This window comes from Flavobacterium sp. IB48 (assembly GCF_016405855.1).
GTDB classification, from domain to species: Bacteria; Bacteroidota; Bacteroidia; order Flavobacteriales; family Flavobacteriaceae; genus Flavobacterium; species Flavobacterium ginsengisoli.
Genome location: NZ_JAEFCA010000003.1, coordinates 417,350 through 439,081, shown reverse-complemented (window position 1 = coordinate 439,081; position 21,732 = coordinate 417,350). Strand labels below are relative to the sequence as shown.

Genomic DNA, 21,732 nt, shown 5'->3' with positions numbered 1-21,732 from the left:
TAACAGGTTTTCAGAACCTGTTAGGTTTTACCCATAGAAACATAGATTTTTCTATTTTGTAAAAAGACTTAGAAATAAACTAATTTCTCAAATCGCTATGTTTTTGAACAACTGAAACGTATTTATAGATAAAACTATCTTTCTATGTGTTTAAAATTTATTTACTAATCGATTCGATAATTTTTTCTCTATGTGCCAGTCCCCAATTGACTAAGGTTTCGGTAACAGGAAGCACCGATTTGCCATATTCGGTAATGGCATAAACGACAGTCGCGGGTTTGGTATTTTGTTCGGATCTGGTAATGAGTAAATTGGTCTCCAATTCTTTGAGTTCTTTGCTGAGCATTTTAGCCGAAATACCATCAATTTCACGTTGCATTTTTTTAAAATGAATCACCTGATGCGTTCTGTTGGTTAAAAACCTTAGAATCATCAATTTCCATTTACCGCCCAAAACATCAAGACTGTCACGCATTGCCATAAGTTCTTCAGAACAATTGGCTTCGCGGAGCACTCCATTATCGTTAATTTTTGCCATACTAGTATCTATTTGGTAACCGGTTACCTTGGGTTAACCCATAACAAAAATAAAGCATTACGGCGATACTTTTGTAAACTAAAATGATAAAAATGAAAGCAATTGTATTACAGGAAAACCGAGAATTTAAGCTGGAAACAGTAGCAATTCCACAACCTGAACCACATCAGATTCAGGTAAAAATTATGGCTTCAGGATTTAATCCGATTGATTATCAAATGACCGAAAACGGCTCGGAAAGAAAGCTAATACATTCGCCAATTTTAGGAAGAGAATTTTCGGGTATAATTACAGCAGTTGGCGCTGAGGTTACGGAATTTAAAATTGGAGATGCTATTTTTTGCGGTTCTGGAAGTATGGGGTCAAATGGTACTTATGCAGAATATATTTGTATTCCAGAAGGAATTGCAGTAAAAAAACCTCAGAATATTTCTTTTGAAGAGGCGGCAGGAATTCCATCAGCTGGACTTACGGCTTTGCAATCTTTTAAGAGAATGAATGTTACGTTAACCGATTCGATATTGATTACAGGTGCGGCTGGAGGAGTAGGAAACGTTTTTATTAAACTGCTTATCGCTAAAGGTTTTACCAATTTTGTGGTAACAGCTGGAAACGAAGAAAGTATAAAATCTTTATTAAATCTTGGAGTCAAACCAGAACAAATTATCAATTACAGAAAAGAAGCAATTTACGAAGCGGCTTTTGTTTTAAATGGAAATAAAAAATTTGATATAGCAGTAGATTTAGTTGGAAATAATGTTGCTGAAATAGCAGCAAAACTTTTAAAAATAAACGGAAAGTATATTGATGTTACGAACTTTTCTACTGCAGAATCGCGTGGTATACTTTTTTCGAAAGGAGCTACAATTCATAATATTTCAAACTATGCGTATGGAATTGAAAAGCAATATGATTACTATAAAAAAGGATTGTCAGAATTGAATCATTTAGTGGAGAATGAAATAATTACAGCTCCCCATATTGATGTAATAGGAGAATTGAGCAAAGAAACGGTAGATAAAGCGCTTAAGATTTTGAGAGAAAACAAAACCGGTGGCAGAAAATTAATAATGAAGATTAATTAAATGAAAACAATACCAAGAAGAATCGTAACTGGTTTACGAAACGGAAAATCGATTATAGAACAAGATGAAATTGTGACCAATGTATCGGAACATTTTCCGGGTTTGATTATTTCGGATATCTGGTCAACAGATTCGACACCAGCGAAATTTGAAGAAAAAGTTATTGAGAATACGGCTTTTCCAAACACACCCAAAAACGGAAGCTATTTTCGTTACGTCCAGATTCCACCTGATAAAGATTTAGGCATTATAGTCACAGAAGGACAACCGCATCCTTTGATGCATCAGACCGATACTTTAGATTATATTATCATAATTTCTGGTGAAATTTATCTAATTGTTGATGAAGAGGAAACTTTATTGAGAGCTGGAGATATCGTAATTCAGAGAGGAACCAATCACGCTTGGAGCAATCGCTCAGACTCTTCTTGTATTCAATTGGCAGTTTTGCTAGATGCTGCAAAAGCTGAAAAATAGAATTATACGCCGAAAACTATATTTTGATTTATTTGTAAAAAGCAATAATCTACTTGATTATTGCTTTTTTTTTTGTCTTTGGATAGACTTAAAAAAGTTTCAAAATGGTTTCATCTTATAAAATGAAACCATTTTAAATTTTTGTTTTAAAGTATTGATTATTAATTATCTATATTTGATTCAAAAAATAACTGCCTTAAAAAAAGCAAATTTCTAAGCCTGTACTGCTACTTTAAAAACAGGTGAATTTGCAAGTTTATCTGAAATGTTTGCTAAATAATATTGATTACAAATTCCCGAAAAAAGCAAAATTAAATCAATATAATCGAATGAGTTATTGGCAATTTAGAGCTCCAAACATAAAACATTTGGCTCTAGTTTTATTGTGCTGCGGTTCTAACTTAAGTTTTGCGCAGCAAGATACCGTTAGCCTCGCCTCTGCAAAAAAAATAAGGCTCGACGAAGCAATTTTATTAGGCATTAAAAATAACCAGCAATTAAAACTGGCAAATGCTGATTTGGCTATTGCTAACGAAAATGTTGGTCAGGCTAAAATTGCAAAAATGCCAAGGATAAACTTAAATGGCGGATACAATTATATTGGCGATCCTAAATTGTATAACGGATTTTATGAAAGCCAAGTTACTGTAGATTATTACAATCATCAGGCATTTGCCAATGTTGTTTCTTCGCTTCCAATTTACGCAGGAAACGCTCTTAATACTAGAATTAATCAGCAGGAATTAATTACCCAAATGCAGCAATCTGCTGTGAGAATGACCGAAGCTGATGTTAAAAACGCCATAACAGAGCAATATTTTACACTCGAAAAACTATACCGTCAGATTGAGGTTACAAAACAAAATATTATAAATACCGATATCCGAATCAATCAATTAAAATCGCGTGTAAAGAATGGCCAGAACTTGACGAGTGATCTTTTAAGAACCGAATTACAGCAATCAAACTTTAAGGTTTCGGTCTTTAGAAGTACCAATACCATCGAATTAATCAGTAATTATCTTGATATATTGATTGGTTTTCCAAATAACACCATTCTGAAACCAGAAGTGGCAGAAAGCATGATTCCGACAGAAAGTATGAATTTGCAGCAAAGTTTAGAAGAAGCTTTTGCTAACCGCGAAGAGATAAAACGGGCCGCCGTAAAAATCAAATTATCAGAATCATCATTGAGTTTAACCAAAAGCGGATTTAAACCTAATTTAAACGCAAATCTTATTCTAAATACAGAATATCCGGCGCAATGGCCCAATTATGTTAATCTACTTAATTATTGGGCTGCAGGACTTTCTTTAAATTGGGATATTTCTAGTTTTTACAATTTAAAACATCGCATAAGCGGAGACAAATTGGAAATTGATAAAAGCAATTTAGCTCTAGAAGTGACCAAAGATCAGATTTCTACAGAAGTTAAAAATGCTTATGTGAGATATGCAGAAAGCAAAGAAAACATCAAAACCTATAAGAAAGATGTAGAATTGTCTATGAGCAATTATAAAATTGTAAAAAGCCGATACGACAATGATTTTGCTTTAATAAGTGAGATTGTAGATGCCGAATTACAATTAAACAACTCTCGTATTTCGTTGGTAAATGCCAATTTAGATTTGATTATTCAATACTATTCACTTCAATACGCAATGGGCAAACTTTAATTTATCTTGTTATGAGCGAAGCAGATATACAAAATAGCGCAATTCAGAAAAGCGAAAAAAGAAGAAACAGAGTTCTTACGATTTTGTCTTTTGTTTTTTTAATAACAGGAGGATTGTGGATTTTAAGCCTATTCTTCGATTTCAGTTCTTACGAAACTACAAATAATGCTCAGGTCGAAGCTTATATGAACAATATTGTGGCTCGCGCTACGGGACATATTAAAGAAATAAAATTTGAATCCAATCAGTTGGTGCATAAGGGAGATACTTTGGTTGTTTTAGATGATGTAGAATACCTCATTAAAGTTAGACAAGCCGATGCAGATTTGGCTATAGCCGAAGGAAATCTACATTCGTTAGAGCAAAATATTACAACTTCAGTTTCTAATCAGGCTTCGGGAAAAGAAAAATTAGCAGGAGATTTGGCCAGTTTAGAAAAAGCCCAAAAAGATTATCAGCGCTTTAAAAATATGTATGCAGATTCGGCTGTAACGCGAAATCAGTACGATCAGGTTATTTCCAAATTAAAATCGGAAGAAGCTTATGTTAAAGCAGGAAGAAAAGGCTTAGATGCAAGTAGCTCTATGACCAAACAAAGTTCGATTAATCTGGAAGCTGCTACAGCAACTGTTGCTAGAAAGAAAGCCGATTTGGATGCGGCCAAACTTCAGTTGTCTTATACGGCAATTATCTCGCCCGCGGATGGTTTTATTGGCGAAAGAAATTTATCTATTGGCGAATTAATTAATGCCAATCAAACTATTGCCACCATGGTGCTGAGTGAAAAACTATGGATTTCTGCGAATTTTAAAGAAACTCAAATCGAAAAAATAAAGCAAGGTCAAGGGGTTACTATTACAATCGATGCTCTGGACGGAAAAGAATTTAAAGGAAAAGTAATGGGTTTTTCGCCAGCAACAGGAGCCAAATTCTCGATGGTAGAACCAGATAATTCGACCGGAAATTTTGTAAAAATCACGCAGCGTATTCCCGTTAAAATTGAATTTGAAGTTTCGTCTAAAGAGCTTCAAGATGTAAGACCAGGAATGAATGTTACAGTTAAAGTAAAAAAGTAAAAGATGTTTGCAGGAAAAAAAAGGAGCCTTTTTACACTGACAGGATTGTATATCCTGACGATTCCTTTTTTTAACGGATTGAATGTAACGACTTATGATAATTCGCAGCTATTAGGACATTTTGCACCTTCTACTACTGCTTTTAGTTACGCCGTTTACATTCCCATTTTTTCCATGCTAGCTTTTTTGCCTTTAGGATTAAAATTAGGAAAACAAATTAAAGTGCGTACCATGATTTTATCGGTTTCATTTTTATCACTTTTATTTAATACTGCTTCATTGTTTGCGCCAACTATTGCGTGGTTTGTTTTATGTCGTTCTCTTTTAGCAATTGTTTCCATAATCGGAATATTTGCTTCTATGGTGCCTATTTTATTAAAATACAATCCAGCGTTAAATATGGCTTTGATGTATGGCATTTTTCAGTTTATACAAAAAGGGAGTCAGCATTTGTATCAATATTTAGGAGCAAATTTTGTAAGTTTTCATAACTGGACATTTGGAGTTTATTTCTTAAATCTCAATTTTTTAATCTGTATTATTCTGGCTTGGTATTTTTACAAAGCTGATGTTGCACCTCTTAAAACCAAATTTCAATTTGATTGGAGAGGTTGGATTATTATGGTTTTATTCTTTGCGATTATTCTTTTTTTGTGTGCTGAAGGACAAACGAGAAATTGGCTTAGCGACCCTAAAATAACTCTCGCTTTTGCATTTTTATTTATTACTGTGGGCATTTATCTGCTTCACGTTCGATTTACGCCAGAACCTTTAATTAATCCCGATGTTTACAAATTTAAAAATGTAATTGTAGGTGCTTTAATGATGTTTTATATCGGGATAATGAACGGAACAGGAAGCGTAGTTACAGGTTATATGACCAATGTTTTAGGATTTGATTCTGTTCTTGGGGCAGTAACACATCTTTCATTGCTGATCGGATTATGCATTTCGATTCCACTTTCGACTTATCTTTTATACAAACGAATTTATTTGGCCACAATTTGGGTAATTGGTTTTGCCTGTTACGGAATTTATCATATTACGCTCTACTTCAGGTTCTATCCAGGAATCGATGCCTCTGATTTTTATTTGCCCTTAATTTTTAAAGGGGTAGGAATGGGATTTATTTTTCCTGTTTCGTTACTCTATATTTCAGAAGGAGTTCCACCGCAGCTAAGCACTTCACGGATGATGACAGGAATTATAGCTCAAGCCATTTTTGCGTCTTTATTGGGCGGGGCTATTTTGGGAACCTTTATTTCGAAAATGAATGTACAGCATAAAACCGGCTTAAGTCAGCAGTTAAGTGCAATAAACAAGCAAGCAGAAAGCCAGCTAGAAAATTCAAAAAAGAAATTTTTATTCCAGGGATTATCTGATGCTGAGGCGCAGAAAAAAGCAGAAAAAAGTCTTTCTAACCAAACTTCGCAAGCTTCTATTTTGTTAGCTTACAAAGATATTTATCTCGTCATGTCGGCAATTTGTTTTCTGCCCATTTTTATTATTCTGATTTTCAAACTTTGGCGCAGACCAATAGGAAGAGTAGAAGTAGAACCAATACCGATTTGAGAATGAGGAAACTAAATGAAGAAGCAAGAAATGAGACTTTAGAAAAAGGAACTAATTAAGCATTGATTTATATTATGATAGCAAAGAAAGATCGTTTTTTATACCGCTTTTGGACCCAAGAAAAGGGACTTAGTGGCATGCTGATACTTTTGTGTATCATGCATTTTATTGCTATTCCGTTTTTTGGGAGTAAATCCCATTTTATGGTGGCTGTCAATATATTTTGGATGCTGTTTCTTTTTGCGGGAATTGTGGCATTATCAAAACATAGAAAGCAAGCCATAAGTATTTCAATAATCCCTATTCTATTTCTTATTATACAATGGATTAATTACTTAAATCATAATATCTTTATTTTATTTGCCGATCTTATTTTTTCGGTTGCTATTATGCTTCTTTTAATCTCTTTGGTTTTAGTAAAAGTTTTAGAGCCAGGTCCTGTAACCAATTATCGCATCATAGGATCTATTGTAGTCTATATGCTTTTAGTTCACTTTTGGTCGGTGCTTTATTTATTTCTTTATAACCATATAGAAGGTTCTTTTCAGATTGCAGAGTCAAAATTTGCAAGCAATAGCGACCAAGCTAATTTTATGTATTTCAGCTACATCAGTATGACTTCAACAGGTTTTGGAGAAATAGTTCCTCTTCATCCGTTGGCACGCTCTTTAGTTCAAATAGAAGTTCTTACAGGCGTTTTATATCCTGTTATCTTAATTGGAAGACTGGTTTCTGATGCTAATTTCTCTATTAATAAGACTGGAAGTAAAGAAGAATCAAGAGGCAAGAACCAAGATTAGAGTATTAATAAGAAAGAAGTTAGAAAAGAGATTTGTGGAGAGAAATCATTTACCATTAACAATTCACAATTTACAACTCATAATTACCATTCACCATTAAAAAATATAACCATGAAAACAACAACTAATTCGAATAAGAGAAAAGAACTCTTTGATACTATTTTGCAGTTATTTTTCATTTTTCTCCTTGTAGGATTTTGTCTTAAATTGCTGCTACCTTTTTTTATGCCAATTCTCTGGGCTGTAATTCTGTCGGTGGTATTTTATCCTTTGTTTAATTCGTTGCAGAAAATTCTGAAAGGCCGTAAAGCATTGGCTTCAGTTGTCATTACTATTTTGATTATCGCTATAATGATATTGCCTTTAATTTATTTCCTAAAAGCGGCAACGGGAAATTTCTTAGAATTGAAAGATAGTTTTGATGCAGGAACGCTAAAAATTACGCCACCCGGAGCTTCTATAAAAGAATGGCCAATAATAGGAAAACCGCTTTACGAATTTTTACTTTCGATGTCGACAGATTTGGAACAGGGAGTTATTAAATACCAAGACCAGATAAAAGAATTAACTTCTAAAATTATGGCTAGCATTTTGAGTTCTGGAGCTGCTTTTCTTCAGTTTATTCTATCTATTATTATTGCAGGTATTTTATTAGTATCGCCAGGTGGAAAAGCTTTTTTTATGAAATTCCTTAAAAAAATTGCTGGAAATGAGGCTGAAGAGATTATGACAATTTCGGTTTCTACAATTTATCAAGTCGTGAAAGGAATTTTGGGAGTTGCGGTTATTCAAACTATTATTCAGGCGATTGGATTGTTTTGTGCTGATATTCCGTATGCAGGAATTTTGACTTTGATTTGTCTTATATTTTCTATTTTACAGATTGGACCAATTATTATTAATATTGGAGTTATCATTTATCTTTTCTCAACAGGAGATTCTGGTTATGCCATTTTTTGGACGGTATTTTTCATCATCAGCGGATTATCAGATAATGTCTTAAAACCGCTCTTATTAGGAAAAGGCGCGCTTGTGCCAATGCTTGTTATTTTTCTTGGTGTAATTGGTGGTTTTATCATGTCGGGTTTTATTGGGTTGTTTGTAGGACCAATTGTATTTTCAATAGGTTACAAACTTTTTGTTGCTTGGTTAGACGACAATATAGAGCCTGTTGAAGAACCAGCAGAAGATATTGAGATTGTTTAAATTGTGAATTATTTTTAGCAGTAATTTACAATTCACAATTTATAATTCACAATTAAAAGAATTATTTTTGCAGGATTATAAATTCCTCACAAATGAAGCGTTCAGGCACGGCAGATCTTCCCTTACATTATGGACATGTTCCAATGTGGCTTGCTGAGCGAATGTCTAAACTTGGTTTTGCAATTGTTGAAACCATTGCGATGGAATTTTCTACTGCCGAAGTTATCAGTAAATTGAGCAATCCGTTTTGGTTTCAGAGTTTTGGCGCTGTTATGGGAATGGATTGGCATTCGTCTGGAATTACAACTTCGGTGCTTGGAGCTTTAAAAAAATCAGTTAATCCGCACTCAAAAGAGCTCGGAATTTATATCTGCGGAGGCAAAGGAAAGTATTCTATGGCAACCCCGCAGGAACTTTTATTTGTTGGCGAAAAAACAGGTCTTGATGGAGTTAATCTTGCCAGTTGCAGCCGACTTACCGCCAAAGTAGATAACACTGCCATTCAAGACGGATTCCAATTGTATCAGCATAATTTTATTGTCGATAATAAAGGGCAATGGGCTGTTATTCAGCAAGGAATGAATCCAGATTCTAGAACTGCGAGAAGATACCATTGGCATTCTCAAGATTTGAAATCCTTTATAAACGAACCTCATACTTTTATTTATGGCGAAAATCAAGGTTCTATATTGAACCTTACTGCCAACGCCGCTACAAAATCTCGAGAAGGAATTTTAGAGTTGGTAAAAGAATCGCCGGTTAAAATCATAAAAGAAATGCAGCATCTTTCTATGCCTGCGCATCACGATGTGAGAATAGAAGATGTGAATATGAAAAGATTGGGCGCAATGCTTTGGACAACTCACGAAAATAAACCAGAAGATTTTGAAGAATTACTGCTTTTAAAAGGAATGGGACCAAGAGCTTTGCAGTCATTAGCATTAGTGAGCGAAATTATTTATGGAACTCCAACACGATTTGAAGATCCTGCTCGTTTTTCTTTTGCTCATGGTGGAAAAGACGGACATCCGTTTCCTGTTCCTGTAAAAATTTACGATGAAACCATAGATACGCTTCAAAGAGCTATTAATCGAGCCAAAATTGGCAATAGTGACAAATTAAGCGCTATTCAGAAACTATCTGAAATTTCGCGGAAAGCAGAAGAAAGCTTTACTCCAAATTCAAATTTTGATGCTCTTGTTCAGAGAGAACGAGAAGAATCGCATAAATACGGAGGAAAAACCGTTTTTGGAGATGCAAAACCACCAAAAAAGAAACCTATAAACCCAAACAATCAGTTGGAATTATTCTAAAAAATAGATATTCCTTATCAGCCTTTAGTTATCAAAAAACAAATAATGTCACAAAACGAAAAATCAATCTACACCCTACAATTCATTTTACTTTGTTTGAGTTCTTTATTATTTTCATCAAGTTTTAATATGATGATTCCTGAACTTCCAAACTACTTAAGCAGTTTGGGAGGAGCAGAATACAAAGGACTTATTATCTCCTTATTTACTTTAACGGCTGCAATTTCACGTCCTTTTAGCGGTAAACTTACCGATAAATGGGGAAGAGTTCCTGTTATGGCAATCGGATCTTCGGTTTGTGTGGTATGCGGATTTCTTTATCCGATTTTGAGTTCTGTTTCCGGATTTTTATTGTTGCGTTTGGTTCATGGTTTTTCTACAGGATTTAAACCTACATCGACATCAGCCTATGTGGCAGATATTATTCCGCAACATAGATGGGGTGAAGCTTTAGGAATGCACGGATTGTGTTTTAGTATTGGTGGAGCGCTCGGACCTGCATTAGGAAGTTTGATTGTGAATTTGTACGGAATTAATGTGATGTTTTACTGCTCATCATTTTTGGCGTTTTTCTCTATTATTATCGTAATGAATATGAAAGAAACTCTTGCTACAAAAGAAAAGCTGAACCGATCTATGTTTATTATTGGACGAAAAGATATCGTAGACAAAAATGTATTTCCTGCAGGAATTATTACTTTTCTTTCATACACGGCATTTGGACTTATTTTGACTTTAATTCCAGATTGGAGCGAGCATGTTGGAGCAACCAATAAAGGTATATTCTTTACTGCCTTTACAGTAGCCTCAGTTTTAGTTCGTTTTGGAGCAGGAAAAGTTTCAGACCGACATGGGCGACCAAAAGTGATATTGGCAGGATTAATTATAACGGCTTTTGCACTTTTTGTAATAAGCGAAGGAAGAGATATTCAGATGTTATTGGTTGGAGCAGCAATTTACGGAATTGGTACAGGGATTTTGTCTCCAGCAGTCAGCGCTTGGACTATCGATTTGAGTAATCCCGATCATAGAGGAAAAGCAGTTGCCACAATGTATATTTCGATGGAACTTGGAATTGGTTGTGGAGCGCTTTTAGGCGGAAGTTATTACAGCGATCAAATTATGCGTATTCCGCAGATTATGAAATTTGATATTCTGATTCTCGTTTTAGGAATTATATATCTTTTGTATTGGGCAAAGATTGCTAGAAAAAAAACACAAAAGTCTTAGTTAAGAATTTGTTGTGTGAAATTATTCTAACAGATAGCTGCATAGTTTTTTGGTAAGCATAAAAGTCATTTTACTACTTAAATATACATAGTAAGGCTGTGTGAGAGAAATGCTTTTCTCTTTGTAATTCTTTTTAGAGAAGTAAATCTATGTTTTTATGTGTCAGAACTGCCTTTAATCAATTTCACTTAACTGGTAAAAGATTATTTTTAAGCCTGTAAATTTATTTTTACAGGCTTTTTCTTTTCGCCAATAAATTAAACTTTTGCGAACCAAATTAGTTTTTTTTGAAACTAGAACACTGCTGTTCAATATTATTAAGATTAATCATATTGAATTTTATTCAAAAATGTTTACGAAATCCTTTGCGCTTTTCTAAACTTAACAATCTTTTGGCTTTTAACACTAAAATTGTTTAATATTGTGTTTTTGATCCTCACTTTTTATTAATTAATGTCTGTTTATAGCAAATATGCTGATCATATCTTATTAAATCTCCTTAAGGAAGATGATCAATTAGCCTATACAGAAATTTTTGAAAGATACTCCAGACTTTTAGTAAACCATGCTTACAAAATGACTGGAAATCATGATGAAGCCAACGATGTTGTTCAGGAAGTATTCTTGTTTATCTGGAACAAACGTAAAGAGTTGGAAATTACAGGATCGCTATCTTCTTATTTATACAAAGCAACCAAAAACAGAATTCTAAATCATATCGCACACGAAAAAGTGGTTTCGCGTTATGCCGATTCTTTTTCAAATTTTATTGAAAATGATCATGTTTTTGCTGATTCTAAACTTCGAGAAAAAGAATTGGAAACTATCATTGAAAATGAAATTGCTTTGCTTCCTGAAAAAATGCGTGAAGTTTTTCTTTTAAGAAAAGTAGAAGAACTTTCGTATGACGAAATTGCACTTCAATTAAATATCACAGACAAAACAGCAAAACAACAAGTTTATAATTCGCTAAAAATTCTTCGCGGAAAACTAAAATCTGCGTTGAATATTTTTATCTGGTAAATTTTTGTTGTTCTTTTTGTTAAATTTTAAAATAAAATATACTCATAAAAACCTCATTAATAAAGAGAAACTAACGTTTCGAGAAATTTATTAATGATAAATTAATATTTTTTTGATTTTCATCTATGACAAAACCCATTTCTAACTGTCTTATAATAAAACAAGACAAAATTTCGTGTTGTAATTATGAATGAAACTGAATTTCTAGAACTGCTTAAAAGATATCAAAATGGCACTTTATCTGATGAAGATAAAGACAAACTTGATGCTTGGTATTTGCATAAAGCAACAAATAGCAATAAACAGCTTAGCGAGTACGAACTAGAAGATAGTTACGAATATCTGAAATCGAGACTTCCTTTGGCAAAAGAGAAAAAAGTGATCAATCTTTGGCCGCGTATTGCAGCGGCGGCATCTGTTGCTTTGTTATTTGGCGCAGGATTATTCTATTTTACAAAATCGGAATCGGTTGTAAAACAAGAAAATATTCAAGTTGTCGAAAAACCAAAAGAAATTGCTCCGGGCGGAAACAGAGGAATTTTAACGCTTTCGAACGGAAAACAAATTGTTCTATCTGATGTTTCTTCAAAAGATATTATTGCTAAAGAAGATCAAGATGAGGTAACCATAAAAATGGATGCCAACGGAGTAATTACTTATATGATAAATCCAAATGCTGATACTTCAAAAGAAGATGCGAATTCGTTCAATACACTTTCGACACCAACAGGCGGACAATATAATATTGTTTTGGCAGACGGAACAAAAGTATTCTTGAATGCAGTTTCTTCTATCAAATACCCAACTCAATTTAACGGAAATCAAAGAATTGTTGAATTGGAAGGGGAAGCTTATTTTGAAGTTGCTAAAAATAAAAACAAACCTTTCTTAGTAAAATCTGATAATCAAACAATCGAGGTTTTAGGAACGCATTTTAATGTTCATGCTTATAATAATGAATCTGTTGTAAAAACAACTTTATTGGAAGGAAGTGTTGCGGTTTCGTCTAAAAATCAGAAAGCAATTTTAAAACCAGGCCAGCAATCAAATGTATCAGACGGTTCTAATAAGATTGCTGTTAAAGAAGTTGATACGGAAGCTGCAATCGCTTGGAAAAATGGCCGATTTAAATTTGATAATGCTGATTTGAAATCGGTAATGAAACAGCTGGAACGCTGGTACGGTATTAAAGTAGAATATCGCGGCGATGTTTCTGATGTGAGATTTAACGGAGGTACTTTTAGAAATAAAAATTTGTCTGAAGTATTAAAAGTACTTGAGCTTAGTAATATAAAATTTAAGGTTGAAGGAAAGACGATTATTGTGTATCCGTAAGATCTTATTTAACCGATTATATTGAGTCTATAAACTAAAAAACCAGAGGCAGTTGCGATGCTTCTGGTTGTTTAAAAAGTTTATAGCCAATATAAGTGTCCACCTATTGTTTAACTATAACCAATGTAAATGTATGAAATTAAATTTACAACCAAAAAAACCTTACAAAAAACTTAAAAAAAAGATTCCCAAAGTTCATTTTTCTGCTCATTTATGGGCGCTATGCACTGTTTTTATGGTGTTGTGCAGTTTTACTGGACAAGCACAAAGTGTTACCATAAACTTTAAAGATGCTCCTTTAGAAAAAGTGCTAAAAGAGGTGGCTAAACAAGCTAATTACGAAGTTTTTTATACTCAAAAATTGCTTAAAGATTCGAAACCAGTTAGCATTAGTGTTAAGAGTGCGAATGTAAATGAGGTTTTAAATCAGATCTTTAAAAATCAAAATGTAAAATATACAATTACCAACCAAACTATCGTGGTAACGGCTCCAAAAACCGAAGAGCGGGGAAACGGATTGATAGATATACGAGGGAAGGTAGTAAATAATAGAAACGAGCCTTTTCCTGGTGTATCTGTAACCATTTGGGGAACTAATCGAGTTAGCGTAACTGATTTTGACGGTAGCTTTTATTTTGAAAAAGTGCCATCAAATGGAGTTTTGGATTGTACAGGATTAACAATTGAAAAAAAATCTTTTGGCATTAATGACCGTACAGAACTTACTCTTGTTGTTGAAGACAAAGTTGCTGCCATGAAAGAAGTTGTGGTAACTGGTTTTCAGACTATTGCAAGAAGCAATTTTACAGGTGCAATTGCTAAAGTGGATGAAAAAGTTTTAAACGAAAACATTAATGCCAATTTATCAAGCGCTCTTGAAGGCCGTGTGGCTGGTTTAATGTTTCAAAAAAATCCAAGTGGGTCGGCGGCAGACAAACCAATATTAAGAGGTATGGGAACTTTTTCTGACCAAGTTGGATATAGTCCGCTTTTGGTCATAGATGGTCTTCCAACGGAGTTGACTTTAGACGATATTAATCCTTATGATATCGAAAGTGTAGATGTTCTTAAAGATGCGGCGGCAGCGTCTATTTATGGCTCTAGGGCAGCAAACGGTATTATCGTTTTAACTACCAAAAAAGGAAATGGTAGGCTGAAAGTAAGTATTAATTCTGATTTCTTTATTGCTGAAAAACCTAATTTAAGGGATATGAATTATGCTTCTACAAGCGATTTAATCGATTATGAGCAAGCGGTTTATAATAGAGAAAGAGCAAGATATGCTGATACAGCAACTATGTTCAACAGTTATGGCGATATTGGAAGTAGCAGTATGAAATATTACAGTCCGCTTTATCAGCTAAATAGAGATTTAGAAGAAGGCGTAATCAACAATGCTGATTATAATAATACAATTGCGCAATGGAGAAAAAACGATTACAATAAAGATTACCGCAATAATGTTTGGCAGAACGAATTTAGACAACGTTACAATATTGCTTTTTCTGGAAGCACAACGAGACAGAATACGTATGTGTCACTTAATTACGACGAATCAAAAAATCGTATAAAGTATAATAATAGCCGTGCATTTAATCTTTATGCAAAAAGCAGTTTTCAGTTAAATAACTGGCTGAATGCTACATTTGGAGTAAACGGAACGTACAGTAACGATGATGTAACCGATTCTAGTTACAATAATTACGATATTCAAAAAAGATACGAGCGTATTACAGATGATAACGGAGCTCTTGTAATGTCACCATTTGTTGGTATTAATGACGGTTTTACTTCGGGTAGTGTAATTAATCCTTATGTGGCTAGAAAAATTGGAGCTTTAAGCGGTTTCAAATCAACAGAATTTAATGTTTTAGATGCGCTTAAAGAAGGGATTGAACAGCAAAATTCATTAAGCTTAAGAACTTTTGCTAATGTAAAAGCAAAATTATATAAAGGATTAAGCTTTAACACTCAATTTCAGTACGAAGTACGACGAAATGATAACGAGCAATATTATGATATTGACTCTTACAAAATGCGTTATGCAATTAACTCTTTAACAGGATACAATCCAACAACAAATGCTTATACATATGTAGATGGTTTTTCATCAGGAGGCCGATACAAACAATCAAGCAGTCAAGCGAGTAATTATTCGTTTAGAAATCAATTAGATTTTAATCAGGATTTTGCAGATGGAAAACATTCTATTAATGCATTAGCTGGTTTTGAAATGCGCGAAACTTTTGTACCAAGAACAATTGAGCAATTAAGATACGGTTATGATCCTGTAACACTTAGTTCTGCGGTACTTAATAATTTAGCGTTAAGCCAAACTGGTGTTGCGAGTTATATTTATGGAAGTAACCGTACGCTAGCGGCTTTAGGAAGAACACAGACTGAAATTTTACATCGATATTTTTCAGTTTTTAGCACAGCAAGTTATACTTATTTATCTAAATATAATGTTACAGGAAGCTACCGTGTTGATAGAGCCGATTTGTTTGGAGTAGATCCAAAGTATAAAAATCGTCCATTATGGTCTGTAGGTTTAGGATGGAATGTCAGTAATGAAGATTTCATGAAAGAGACAAAATGGGTAAGCATGCTTAAATTAAGAGCTACTTATGGTATTAACGGAAATATTGATCAAAGTACAACTCCGTATATTACAGCAACAAGAAGAAATGATAACTTATATCAATCTTTACAATATACCAATATTACAGCACAGCCTAACCCAATGTTAAGATGGGAAAAAACGCAAAGTACCAATTTGGGTATTGATTACAGTTTATTCCGTGCAAAGTTAAATGGTAGTATTGATGTGTATCGTAAATACAGCAGTGATTTGTTAGCAACAACAGATCTAGATCCGACAGTTGGAGCTTTGTCAAGAAGAATAAATGCTGGAGCATTGTTAAACAAAGGAGTAGAACTAAGTGTAGGATCTGAGTGGTACAATACAGGTGATTTACGTATTTCTTCTAACTTAATTTTTGCTTTCAACGAAACAACGGTTAAAAAAGTTACAAGAGCTCAATCTACAGCTTCTGTTTATGTGTCTTCGCCAGCAAATTACTTTTTAGAAAATGAAGCATACAATAGTTTATATGCTTACAAATATGGAGGAACTGTTAACGGATATCCTTATGTTTTGGATGAAAATGGAAATCCGTCAATTACTTTTGATGATAATGGAAACCCAATTTCGACTTCAGTAAAAACAGTTACAAACCCAGATGCTTTGGTTAACATGGGAACTTTGATGCCAAAATATACGGGATCGATTTCTCAACGTTTTTCATACAAACAATTTGATTTGAATTTCTTGTTTGTTTTCTCTGGAGGAAACGTAATGCGCAAAGAAACTCTTGATATGGGTTCTGATTTAGTGAACCTTTCAGGAATTGCAGATCGTTATACAGATACAAACAGAAATGGAAACACTCGTTTGTATGTAGATTTTGACGAAAGTATGAGAAACTACGCAACAACTATAAGCAGTCAGTGGAGAAATTCAAGTGCAAATGTTGTAGACGGCGATTACATAAAACTTAGAAATATATCATTAGGGTATAATTTGCCAAAAGCTTTTGCAAACAAAATTAAAATGGCATCGGCAAAGTTTACTTTTCAAGTAAATAATCTTTGGTATTGGAGTGCTGCCGGAAATCATATTGATCCAGAAGTTTATAGTGCAAACTCTGCTACACGTAATTTACCGTTACCAAGAACTTATTTACTTGGTTTTAATCTTACTCTTTAAAATAATGAAAAAGATATATATAACACTAATAACGCTAGTGATGTTAACAGCATCATCATGCGAAGAATACACAGATGTTACACCAAAAGGAGCTTTGGTGGTAGAAACGCCAGAACAATTTCTTGAATTGGTGTCGCTGCCAAACAGAGGTTACCCGATCAATAACTTTCAGTATTTGTCAGATGATCAATGGATGCGTGAAGCCAATGTAATCGGAAGAACGCCAAACATCGATATCATTAATTTTACTTTTGACGAAAGCGTAGACCGAGTTTCTTTAATGACTGGTTCAAGTTTTTATAATCAAGCTTATACCTATATCAACCGATGGAATACAATTATTTCTTTAGTAGATAACAGTAAAGGAGATGAAAGCGTAAAGAGATTAGCCAAAGCTGAAGCTAAAATTTACAGAGCTTATGATCACTTTTTATTGGTAAATACTTATGCAAAAGGTTATGACCCGCAGACTGCTGCAACTGATGGAGGAATTTGCATCATGGATAAATTTGATCTAGAAGCACAGCCAGCAAAAGCTACTGTTGCTCAGGTTTACAATTTTATTCAGAAAGATATAGAAGATGCATTGCCATATCTTCAAGAAAAACCAAAAGATGTTTATCATCCGTCACTTGCATTTGCTTATGCTTTTAAAGCGAAAGTGCATTTGTTTAAACGTGAAATCGCAGAGGCAGAATCGGCAGCGCAAAAATCGTTGAGCTACAACAATCAGATTTTTGATATGGTAGCATATAATACAAAAGGCGGACCTACGGCACTTGCTGTACCAGCTGCAGATAACGTTGAGGTTTTGAGTTATATGTACATGACAGGTTATAATGAAATGAATTTTGCTCAGAGTTATATTATTAGTCCTGAACTGCGAAATTTATTCGGAACAAACGATGCTCGTTTTAATTTGTTCTTCAATTCTACAAGTACAACCAATTTAGATCAAGGTTCGAATACAGCGTACTGGGCAACTCAATATACGAGATTCTTTTACCCAACAGTTGGAATGAAAACAACAGAAGTATATTTAATTCTTGCTGAATGTTATGCGAGAGAAAATAGACTTAGCGAATCGGTAGATGTTTTAAATACATTAAGAGCAAAACGTATTTTATCAGGTACAATAAACTTAGAGGTTCCTGCTACAAGAAAAGAAACAATGGAACTTGTAATTAACGAAAGAAGAAAAGAATTGCTTTTAGGTTTTAATAGATTTTTTGATTTAAAAAGACTGAATACAGAATCTGAATATGCAAAGACAGTTACGAGAGTATTTCCAATTGTAAACAAAACAGTTCCGCAGAAAACATATACTTTACAGCCTAATTCAAGACTATACATTGTTCCTTTCCCTTTATCGGCATTGACAAAAAATCCAAAACTTACTTTAAATACAGACGAAAAAGTTCCGTTTTAATTCCAATGAAAAAGATAATTATTTCCCTAATCATGCTGTCGGTTTGGCAGCATGGTTTTGCCCAGACTCCAGAAAAAAAAGCCGATAGTACCAGCACACAGCCAAAAGGCATGCAGGCTTATAATAAGGTAATTACAGATAAGGCTAAAAACAAATCAGGTCTTTTTACTGTTAGCCAAGTTGATGCTAAATATTACTTTCAGATTCCTGACAGTTTATTTAATCGATACATGTTGGTTGTAACAAGATATCTTTCTACGCCTGAAGGTTTTGGAAGTTTTGGTGGAGAAAAAACGAACGAACAGACAATCTATTTTGAAAAAGGTTCGAATAATACAGTCTATTTAAGATCGCTTCAATACAGACAAGATGTTCGTTCTGCCGATTCTATGCTGGCAAAAGCATTAGAAGGAAGCAACGAAAATCCGATTGTGGCTGCTTTTCCAATCAAAACAACCAATCCAGACACAAAAGATGTAGTTATTGAAGTAACAGACGTTTTCAAAAAAGATAACGCGATGTTTTCTATCGGAAGTCAGGACAAAACAGAGAAAAAATTAAGTTCTCTTGCTGATGATAAATCTTTTGTTGAAAGTATAGATACATATCCCATTAATATTGAAGCCAAAACAACAAAAACCTACACGAGTTCTACTGCAAGTAGCGGAAGCATCACATTACGATTAAACACTTCTATTGTACTGCTTCCGAAAACGCCAATGCGAAAACGTTTTTTTGATGAAAGGGTAGGTTATTTTGCTAATAAATATGTTTTGTTTGATGATGATGAACAGCGCGCTCAAAAGAAATTTATTGTGCAACGATACCGTTTAGAGCCAAAAGACAAAGACATTAAAAAGTACTTGAGAGGCGAATTGGTAGAACCCAAAAAACAAATTGTTTATTATATCGATCCAGCAACGCCAAAAAAATGGAGGCCTTATTTAATTGCAGGTATCAACGATTGGCAGAAAGCTTTTGAAGCGGCAGGATTTAAAAATGCTATTGTAGGTAAAGAATGGCCAGAAGATGATAAAACCATGAGTTTGGAAGATGCAAGATATTCTGTAGTACGATATTTAGCTTCTGAAACACCAAATGCTTACGGACCAAGAATTAGTGATCCAAGAAGTGGTGAAATTATGGAAAGCCACGTTGGCTGGTATCATAATGTAATGAAATTGGTTCAAAGATGGTACATGATTCAAGCCGGGCCTTTAGATCCAAGAGCAAGAAAAATGCATCTGGATGATGAATTGATGGGACAATTAATTCGTTTTGTTTCTTCTCACGAAATTGGGCATACGATTGGTTTGCGTCATAATATGGGAGCGAGCAGTGCAACTCCAGTAGAAAAACTTCGCGATAAAAAATGGGTCGAAGAAAATGGACACACTGTTTCTATTATGGATTATGCCCGTTTTAATTATGTAGCACAGCCAGAAGATAATATTAGTCCAAAAGGCCTTTATCCGCGTATTGGGAGTTATGATAAATGGGCTGTTGAATGGGGGTATAAATATTATACAAACACTAAAGACGAATTTGAAGAAGAAAAATTATTGGCCAAATTAACAACCGATAGTTTAACAGCAAATCCGAAATTATGGTTTGGAGGAGAAGGTAAAGACGAAGATCCGCGTAGTCAATCTGAAGATCTCGGAGACGATGCAGTACTTGCGAGCGATTACGGAATTAAAAACTTAAAGCGTGTTGTGCCTCATCTTATCGAATGGACCTATCAGCCAAACGATCCGTACGATAATTTAGCAGACATGCACAAAGCAGTAGTAAGACAATACGGATTGTATTTGTATCATGTTCTAAAATATATCGGAAACAACTATATCACAAAAAGAACAGTAGATGAAAAAGGAGTAGTTTATAAACCAGTTCCTAAAGCAAAAGTAAAAGCGGCAATAGATTATTTAGGAAGACAATTGTTTGTTTCACCGCTTTGGATGTATCCGCAAGAAATTGATGATCTTATTGCTTTAAAGAGAGAAGACCAAATTTCAGATCAGCAGAATCAAGTGTTGAATATGTTGTTGAGCTCTGGAATGCTTTATAATATTAGTTTGAAGTCGATGCAATCTGAAGGAGCTTATACAGTTCCTGAGTTTTTAAACGATGTACAGCAAATCGTTTGGGTGAAATTTAGCGGAGACGAAAAACAAGATTATTACAGAAGAAGTTTTCAGCGAGGCTATATTGAAAAGTTAGGAATGCTTTTATTGCCAAAAGAACTAGAGCCTGGCAAAGCTTCGAATACGGCACAACGCAGTGATGTGAGATTGTATGGAAAACAGCATCTTTTAAAGTTAAAAACAGATATCACGAAATTGATGAGTGCTTCAACAGGAATCAACAAAGACCACTACGAAAGCATCTTAATAGAAATAGATAAAATCATTACCAAATTAGATAAACCTACATCATGAAAAATTTATTAGTTATAATATTTGTTTTCTTTAGCTTTTTAGCACAAGCACAACTAACTTCAAAAGAAGAAGTAACTCCTGAGTTGGTTGCAAAACGTGAAGCAGAGAAAAAAGAAATTACAAAAAGCTATTTAGCTTTAAAAAATAGCTTTTTGACATCTGATAGTTTAGCAGTTGTTAAAAATGCAGAAGCTTTAAAAAGCTCTTTAAAAAATTTCAAGTTTAAGAAATTAAGCTTAGAAAATATGAATGTAGCCACCACTTCAAGAAGAGAAATTATTGAATTGGCAACAGCATTAACAGCAACAAAAAACATCAATAAACAGCGCAAGATTTTTGAAACGCTTTCAGTAAAATATTGGGATCAGGTTTCAAAATTTAAACCTGCAGATGAGACATTATATTTACAAGTTTGCCCAATGACTGGAGCAGTTTGGACAAGTGATAGTAAGGAAATCAAAAATCCGTACTATCCTAAAAATATGCTGACTTGCGGCGAAGTGAAAGCAAGTTTGTAGTTTTTTTAATTTTGAATTAGTTTGATAAATGCGGTCTCTTAAGGAGCCGTATTTGTCGTTTCTGAAATACACAGCTTTTGTGACCAAATTTTAGATTATAAATAAAAAAGCCTTTTCTAGAAATTTTAGAAAAGGCTTTTTTTATAATTTTTTTAGATGATTATTTATTGTTTAATAATTTTTCCAGAGCTTTAATTTATTCCTTTTAAAGCTTCAATTGAAATTCTCATTGAATTTGAGATTT

General features: G+C 33.9%; 16 protein-coding genes. 15 read left to right on the top strand and 1 reads right to left on the bottom strand.

Annotated elements, in window-relative coordinates; all coding sequences use genetic code 11:
• Positions 1-157 precede the first annotated feature (157 nt).
• Positions 158-538, bottom strand: coding sequence for a helix-turn-helix domain-containing protein (locus JC605_RS12625; RefSeq protein WP_198856530.1), 381 nt, complete (start codon positions 536-538; stop codon positions 158-160).
• A gap of 92 nt (positions 539-630) precedes the next feature.
• Between JC605_RS12625 and JC605_RS12620 the strand changes: the two genes are divergently transcribed.
• The 15 genes from JC605_RS12620 (at position 631) to JC605_RS12550 (ending at position 21,488) form a co-directional block, all read left to right on the top strand.
• The gene (locus JC605_RS12620) at positions 631-1,623 is read left to right on the top strand and encodes an NADP-dependent oxidoreductase (RefSeq protein WP_198856529.1); all 993 of its coding nucleotides are present in this window, start codon (positions 631-633) and stop codon (positions 1,621-1,623) included.
• Entirely contained in the window at positions 1,624-2,100 is a 477-nt protein-coding gene (locus JC605_RS12615; protein ID WP_198856528.1) for a cupin domain-containing protein, read from the top strand. It abuts the gene before it with no gap.
• 329 nt (positions 2,101-2,429) lie between these two features.
• Positions 2,430-3,776 carry a TolC family protein gene (locus tag JC605_RS12610; RefSeq protein WP_198856527.1) on the top strand — a complete coding sequence of 449 codons (1,347 nt, stop codon included), beginning with the start codon at positions 2,430-2,432 and terminating at the stop codon, positions 3,774-3,776.
• Positions 3,777-3,787: 11 nt separating this feature from the next.
• Positions 3,788-4,852, top strand: a complete 1,065-nt coding sequence (locus JC605_RS12605; RefSeq protein WP_198856526.1) for an HlyD family secretion protein — start codon at positions 3,788-3,790, stop codon at positions 4,850-4,852.
• A 3-nt stretch (positions 4,853-4,855) separates the two neighbouring features.
• Positions 4,856-6,424: an MFS transporter gene (locus JC605_RS12600; RefSeq protein ID WP_198856525.1), complete on the top strand. Its 1,569-nt coding sequence runs from the start codon at positions 4,856-4,858 to the stop codon at positions 6,422-6,424.
• 74 nt (positions 6,425-6,498) lie between these two features.
• On the top strand, positions 6,499-7,224 hold the full coding sequence (locus JC605_RS12595; RefSeq protein WP_198856524.1) for an ion channel: 726 nt from the start codon (positions 6,499-6,501) through the stop codon (positions 7,222-7,224).
• Positions 7,225-7,335: 111 nt separating this feature from the next.
• Positions 7,336-8,430 carry an AI-2E family transporter gene (locus tag JC605_RS12590; RefSeq protein WP_198856523.1) on the top strand — a complete coding sequence of 365 codons (1,095 nt, stop codon included), beginning with the start codon at positions 7,336-7,338 and terminating at the stop codon, positions 8,428-8,430.
• A gap of 92 nt (positions 8,431-8,522) precedes the next feature.
• On the top strand, positions 8,523-9,743 hold the full coding sequence (locus tag JC605_RS12585) for a DUF763 domain-containing protein (RefSeq protein WP_198856522.1): 1,221 nt from the start codon (positions 8,523-8,525) through the stop codon (positions 9,741-9,743).
• Between the two features lie 45 nt (positions 9,744-9,788).
• On the top strand, positions 9,789-10,973 hold the full coding sequence (locus JC605_RS12580; RefSeq protein ID WP_198856521.1) for an MFS transporter: 1,185 nt from the start codon (positions 9,789-9,791) through the stop codon (positions 10,971-10,973).
• Positions 10,974-11,426: 453 nt separating this feature from the next.
• Complete coding sequence (locus JC605_RS12575; protein WP_198856520.1) at positions 11,427-11,996, top strand: RNA polymerase sigma factor; 570 nt, start codon at positions 11,427-11,429, stop codon at positions 11,994-11,996.
• 186 nt (positions 11,997-12,182) lie between these two features.
• The gene (locus tag JC605_RS12570; protein WP_198856519.1) at positions 12,183-13,331 is read left to right on the top strand and encodes a FecR family protein; all 1,149 of its coding nucleotides are present in this window, start codon (positions 12,183-12,185) and stop codon (positions 13,329-13,331) included.
• A gap of 133 nt (positions 13,332-13,464) precedes the next feature.
• Positions 13,465-17,100, top strand: a complete 3,636-nt coding sequence (locus JC605_RS12565; protein ID WP_198856518.1) for a SusC/RagA family TonB-linked outer membrane protein — start codon at positions 13,465-13,467, stop codon at positions 17,098-17,100.
• 4 nt (positions 17,101-17,104) lie between these two features.
• Positions 17,105-18,529: a RagB/SusD family nutrient uptake outer membrane protein gene (locus JC605_RS12560; protein WP_198856517.1), complete on the top strand. Its 1,425-nt coding sequence runs from the start codon at positions 17,105-17,107 to the stop codon at positions 18,527-18,529.
• A 5-nt stretch (positions 18,530-18,534) separates the two neighbouring features.
• Complete coding sequence (locus tag JC605_RS12555; protein WP_198856516.1) at positions 18,535-20,970, top strand: zinc-dependent metalloprotease; 2,436 nt, start codon at positions 18,535-18,537, stop codon at positions 20,968-20,970.
• Complete coding sequence (locus JC605_RS12550; protein WP_198856515.1) at positions 20,967-21,488, top strand: DUF3347 domain-containing protein; 522 nt, start codon at positions 20,967-20,969, stop codon at positions 21,486-21,488. The genes JC605_RS12555 and JC605_RS12550 overlap by 4 nt, the downstream gene beginning before the upstream one ends.
• Positions 21,489-21,732: the final 244 nt, after the last annotated feature.

Bases quoted from the DNA above. Each gene is read 5' to 3' on its own strand.
- JC605_RS12620 (WP_198856529.1), top strand. From the start codon at position 631: ATGAAAGCAATTGTATTACAGGAAAACCGAGAATTTAAGCTGGAAACA.
- JC605_RS12595 (WP_198856524.1), top strand. From the start codon at position 6,499: ATGATAGCAAAGAAAGATCGTTTTTTATACCGCTTTTGGACCCAAGAA.
- JC605_RS12575 (WP_198856520.1), top strand. From the start codon at position 11,427: ATGTCTGTTTATAGCAAATATGCTGATCATATCTTATTAAATCTCCTT.
- JC605_RS12580 (WP_198856521.1), top strand. From the start codon at position 9,789: ATGTCACAAAACGAAAAATCAATCTACACCCTACAATTCATTTTACTT.
- JC605_RS12600 (WP_198856525.1), top strand. From the start codon at position 4,856: ATGTTTGCAGGAAAAAAAAGGAGCCTTTTTACACTGACAGGATTGTAT.
- JC605_RS12585 (WP_198856522.1), top strand. From the start codon at position 8,523: ATGAAGCGTTCAGGCACGGCAGATCTTCCCTTACATTATGGACATGTT.
- JC605_RS12560 (WP_198856517.1), top strand. From the start codon at position 17,105: ATGAAAAAGATATATATAACACTAATAACGCTAGTGATGTTAACAGCA.
- JC605_RS12615 (WP_198856528.1), top strand. From the start codon at position 1,624: ATGAAAACAATACCAAGAAGAATCGTAACTGGTTTACGAAACGGAAAA.
- JC605_RS12555 (WP_198856516.1), top strand. From the start codon at position 18,535: ATGAAAAAGATAATTATTTCCCTAATCATGCTGTCGGTTTGGCAGCAT.
- JC605_RS12565 (WP_198856518.1), top strand. From the start codon at position 13,465: ATGAAATTAAATTTACAACCAAAAAAACCTTACAAAAAACTTAAAAAA.
- JC605_RS12610 (WP_198856527.1), top strand. From the start codon at position 2,430: ATGAGTTATTGGCAATTTAGAGCTCCAAACATAAAACATTTGGCTCTA.
- JC605_RS12590 (WP_198856523.1), top strand. From the start codon at position 7,336: ATGAAAACAACAACTAATTCGAATAAGAGAAAAGAACTCTTTGATACT.
- JC605_RS12625 (WP_198856530.1), bottom strand. From the start codon at position 538: ATGGCAAAAATTAACGATAATGGAGTGCTCCGCGAAGCCAATTGTTCT.
- JC605_RS12605 (WP_198856526.1), top strand. From the start codon at position 3,788: ATGAGCGAAGCAGATATACAAAATAGCGCAATTCAGAAAAGCGAAAAA.
- JC605_RS12570 (WP_198856519.1), top strand. From the start codon at position 12,183: ATGAATGAAACTGAATTTCTAGAACTGCTTAAAAGATATCAAAATGGC.
- JC605_RS12550 (WP_198856515.1), top strand. From the start codon at position 20,967: ATGAAAAATTTATTAGTTATAATATTTGTTTTCTTTAGCTTTTTAGCA.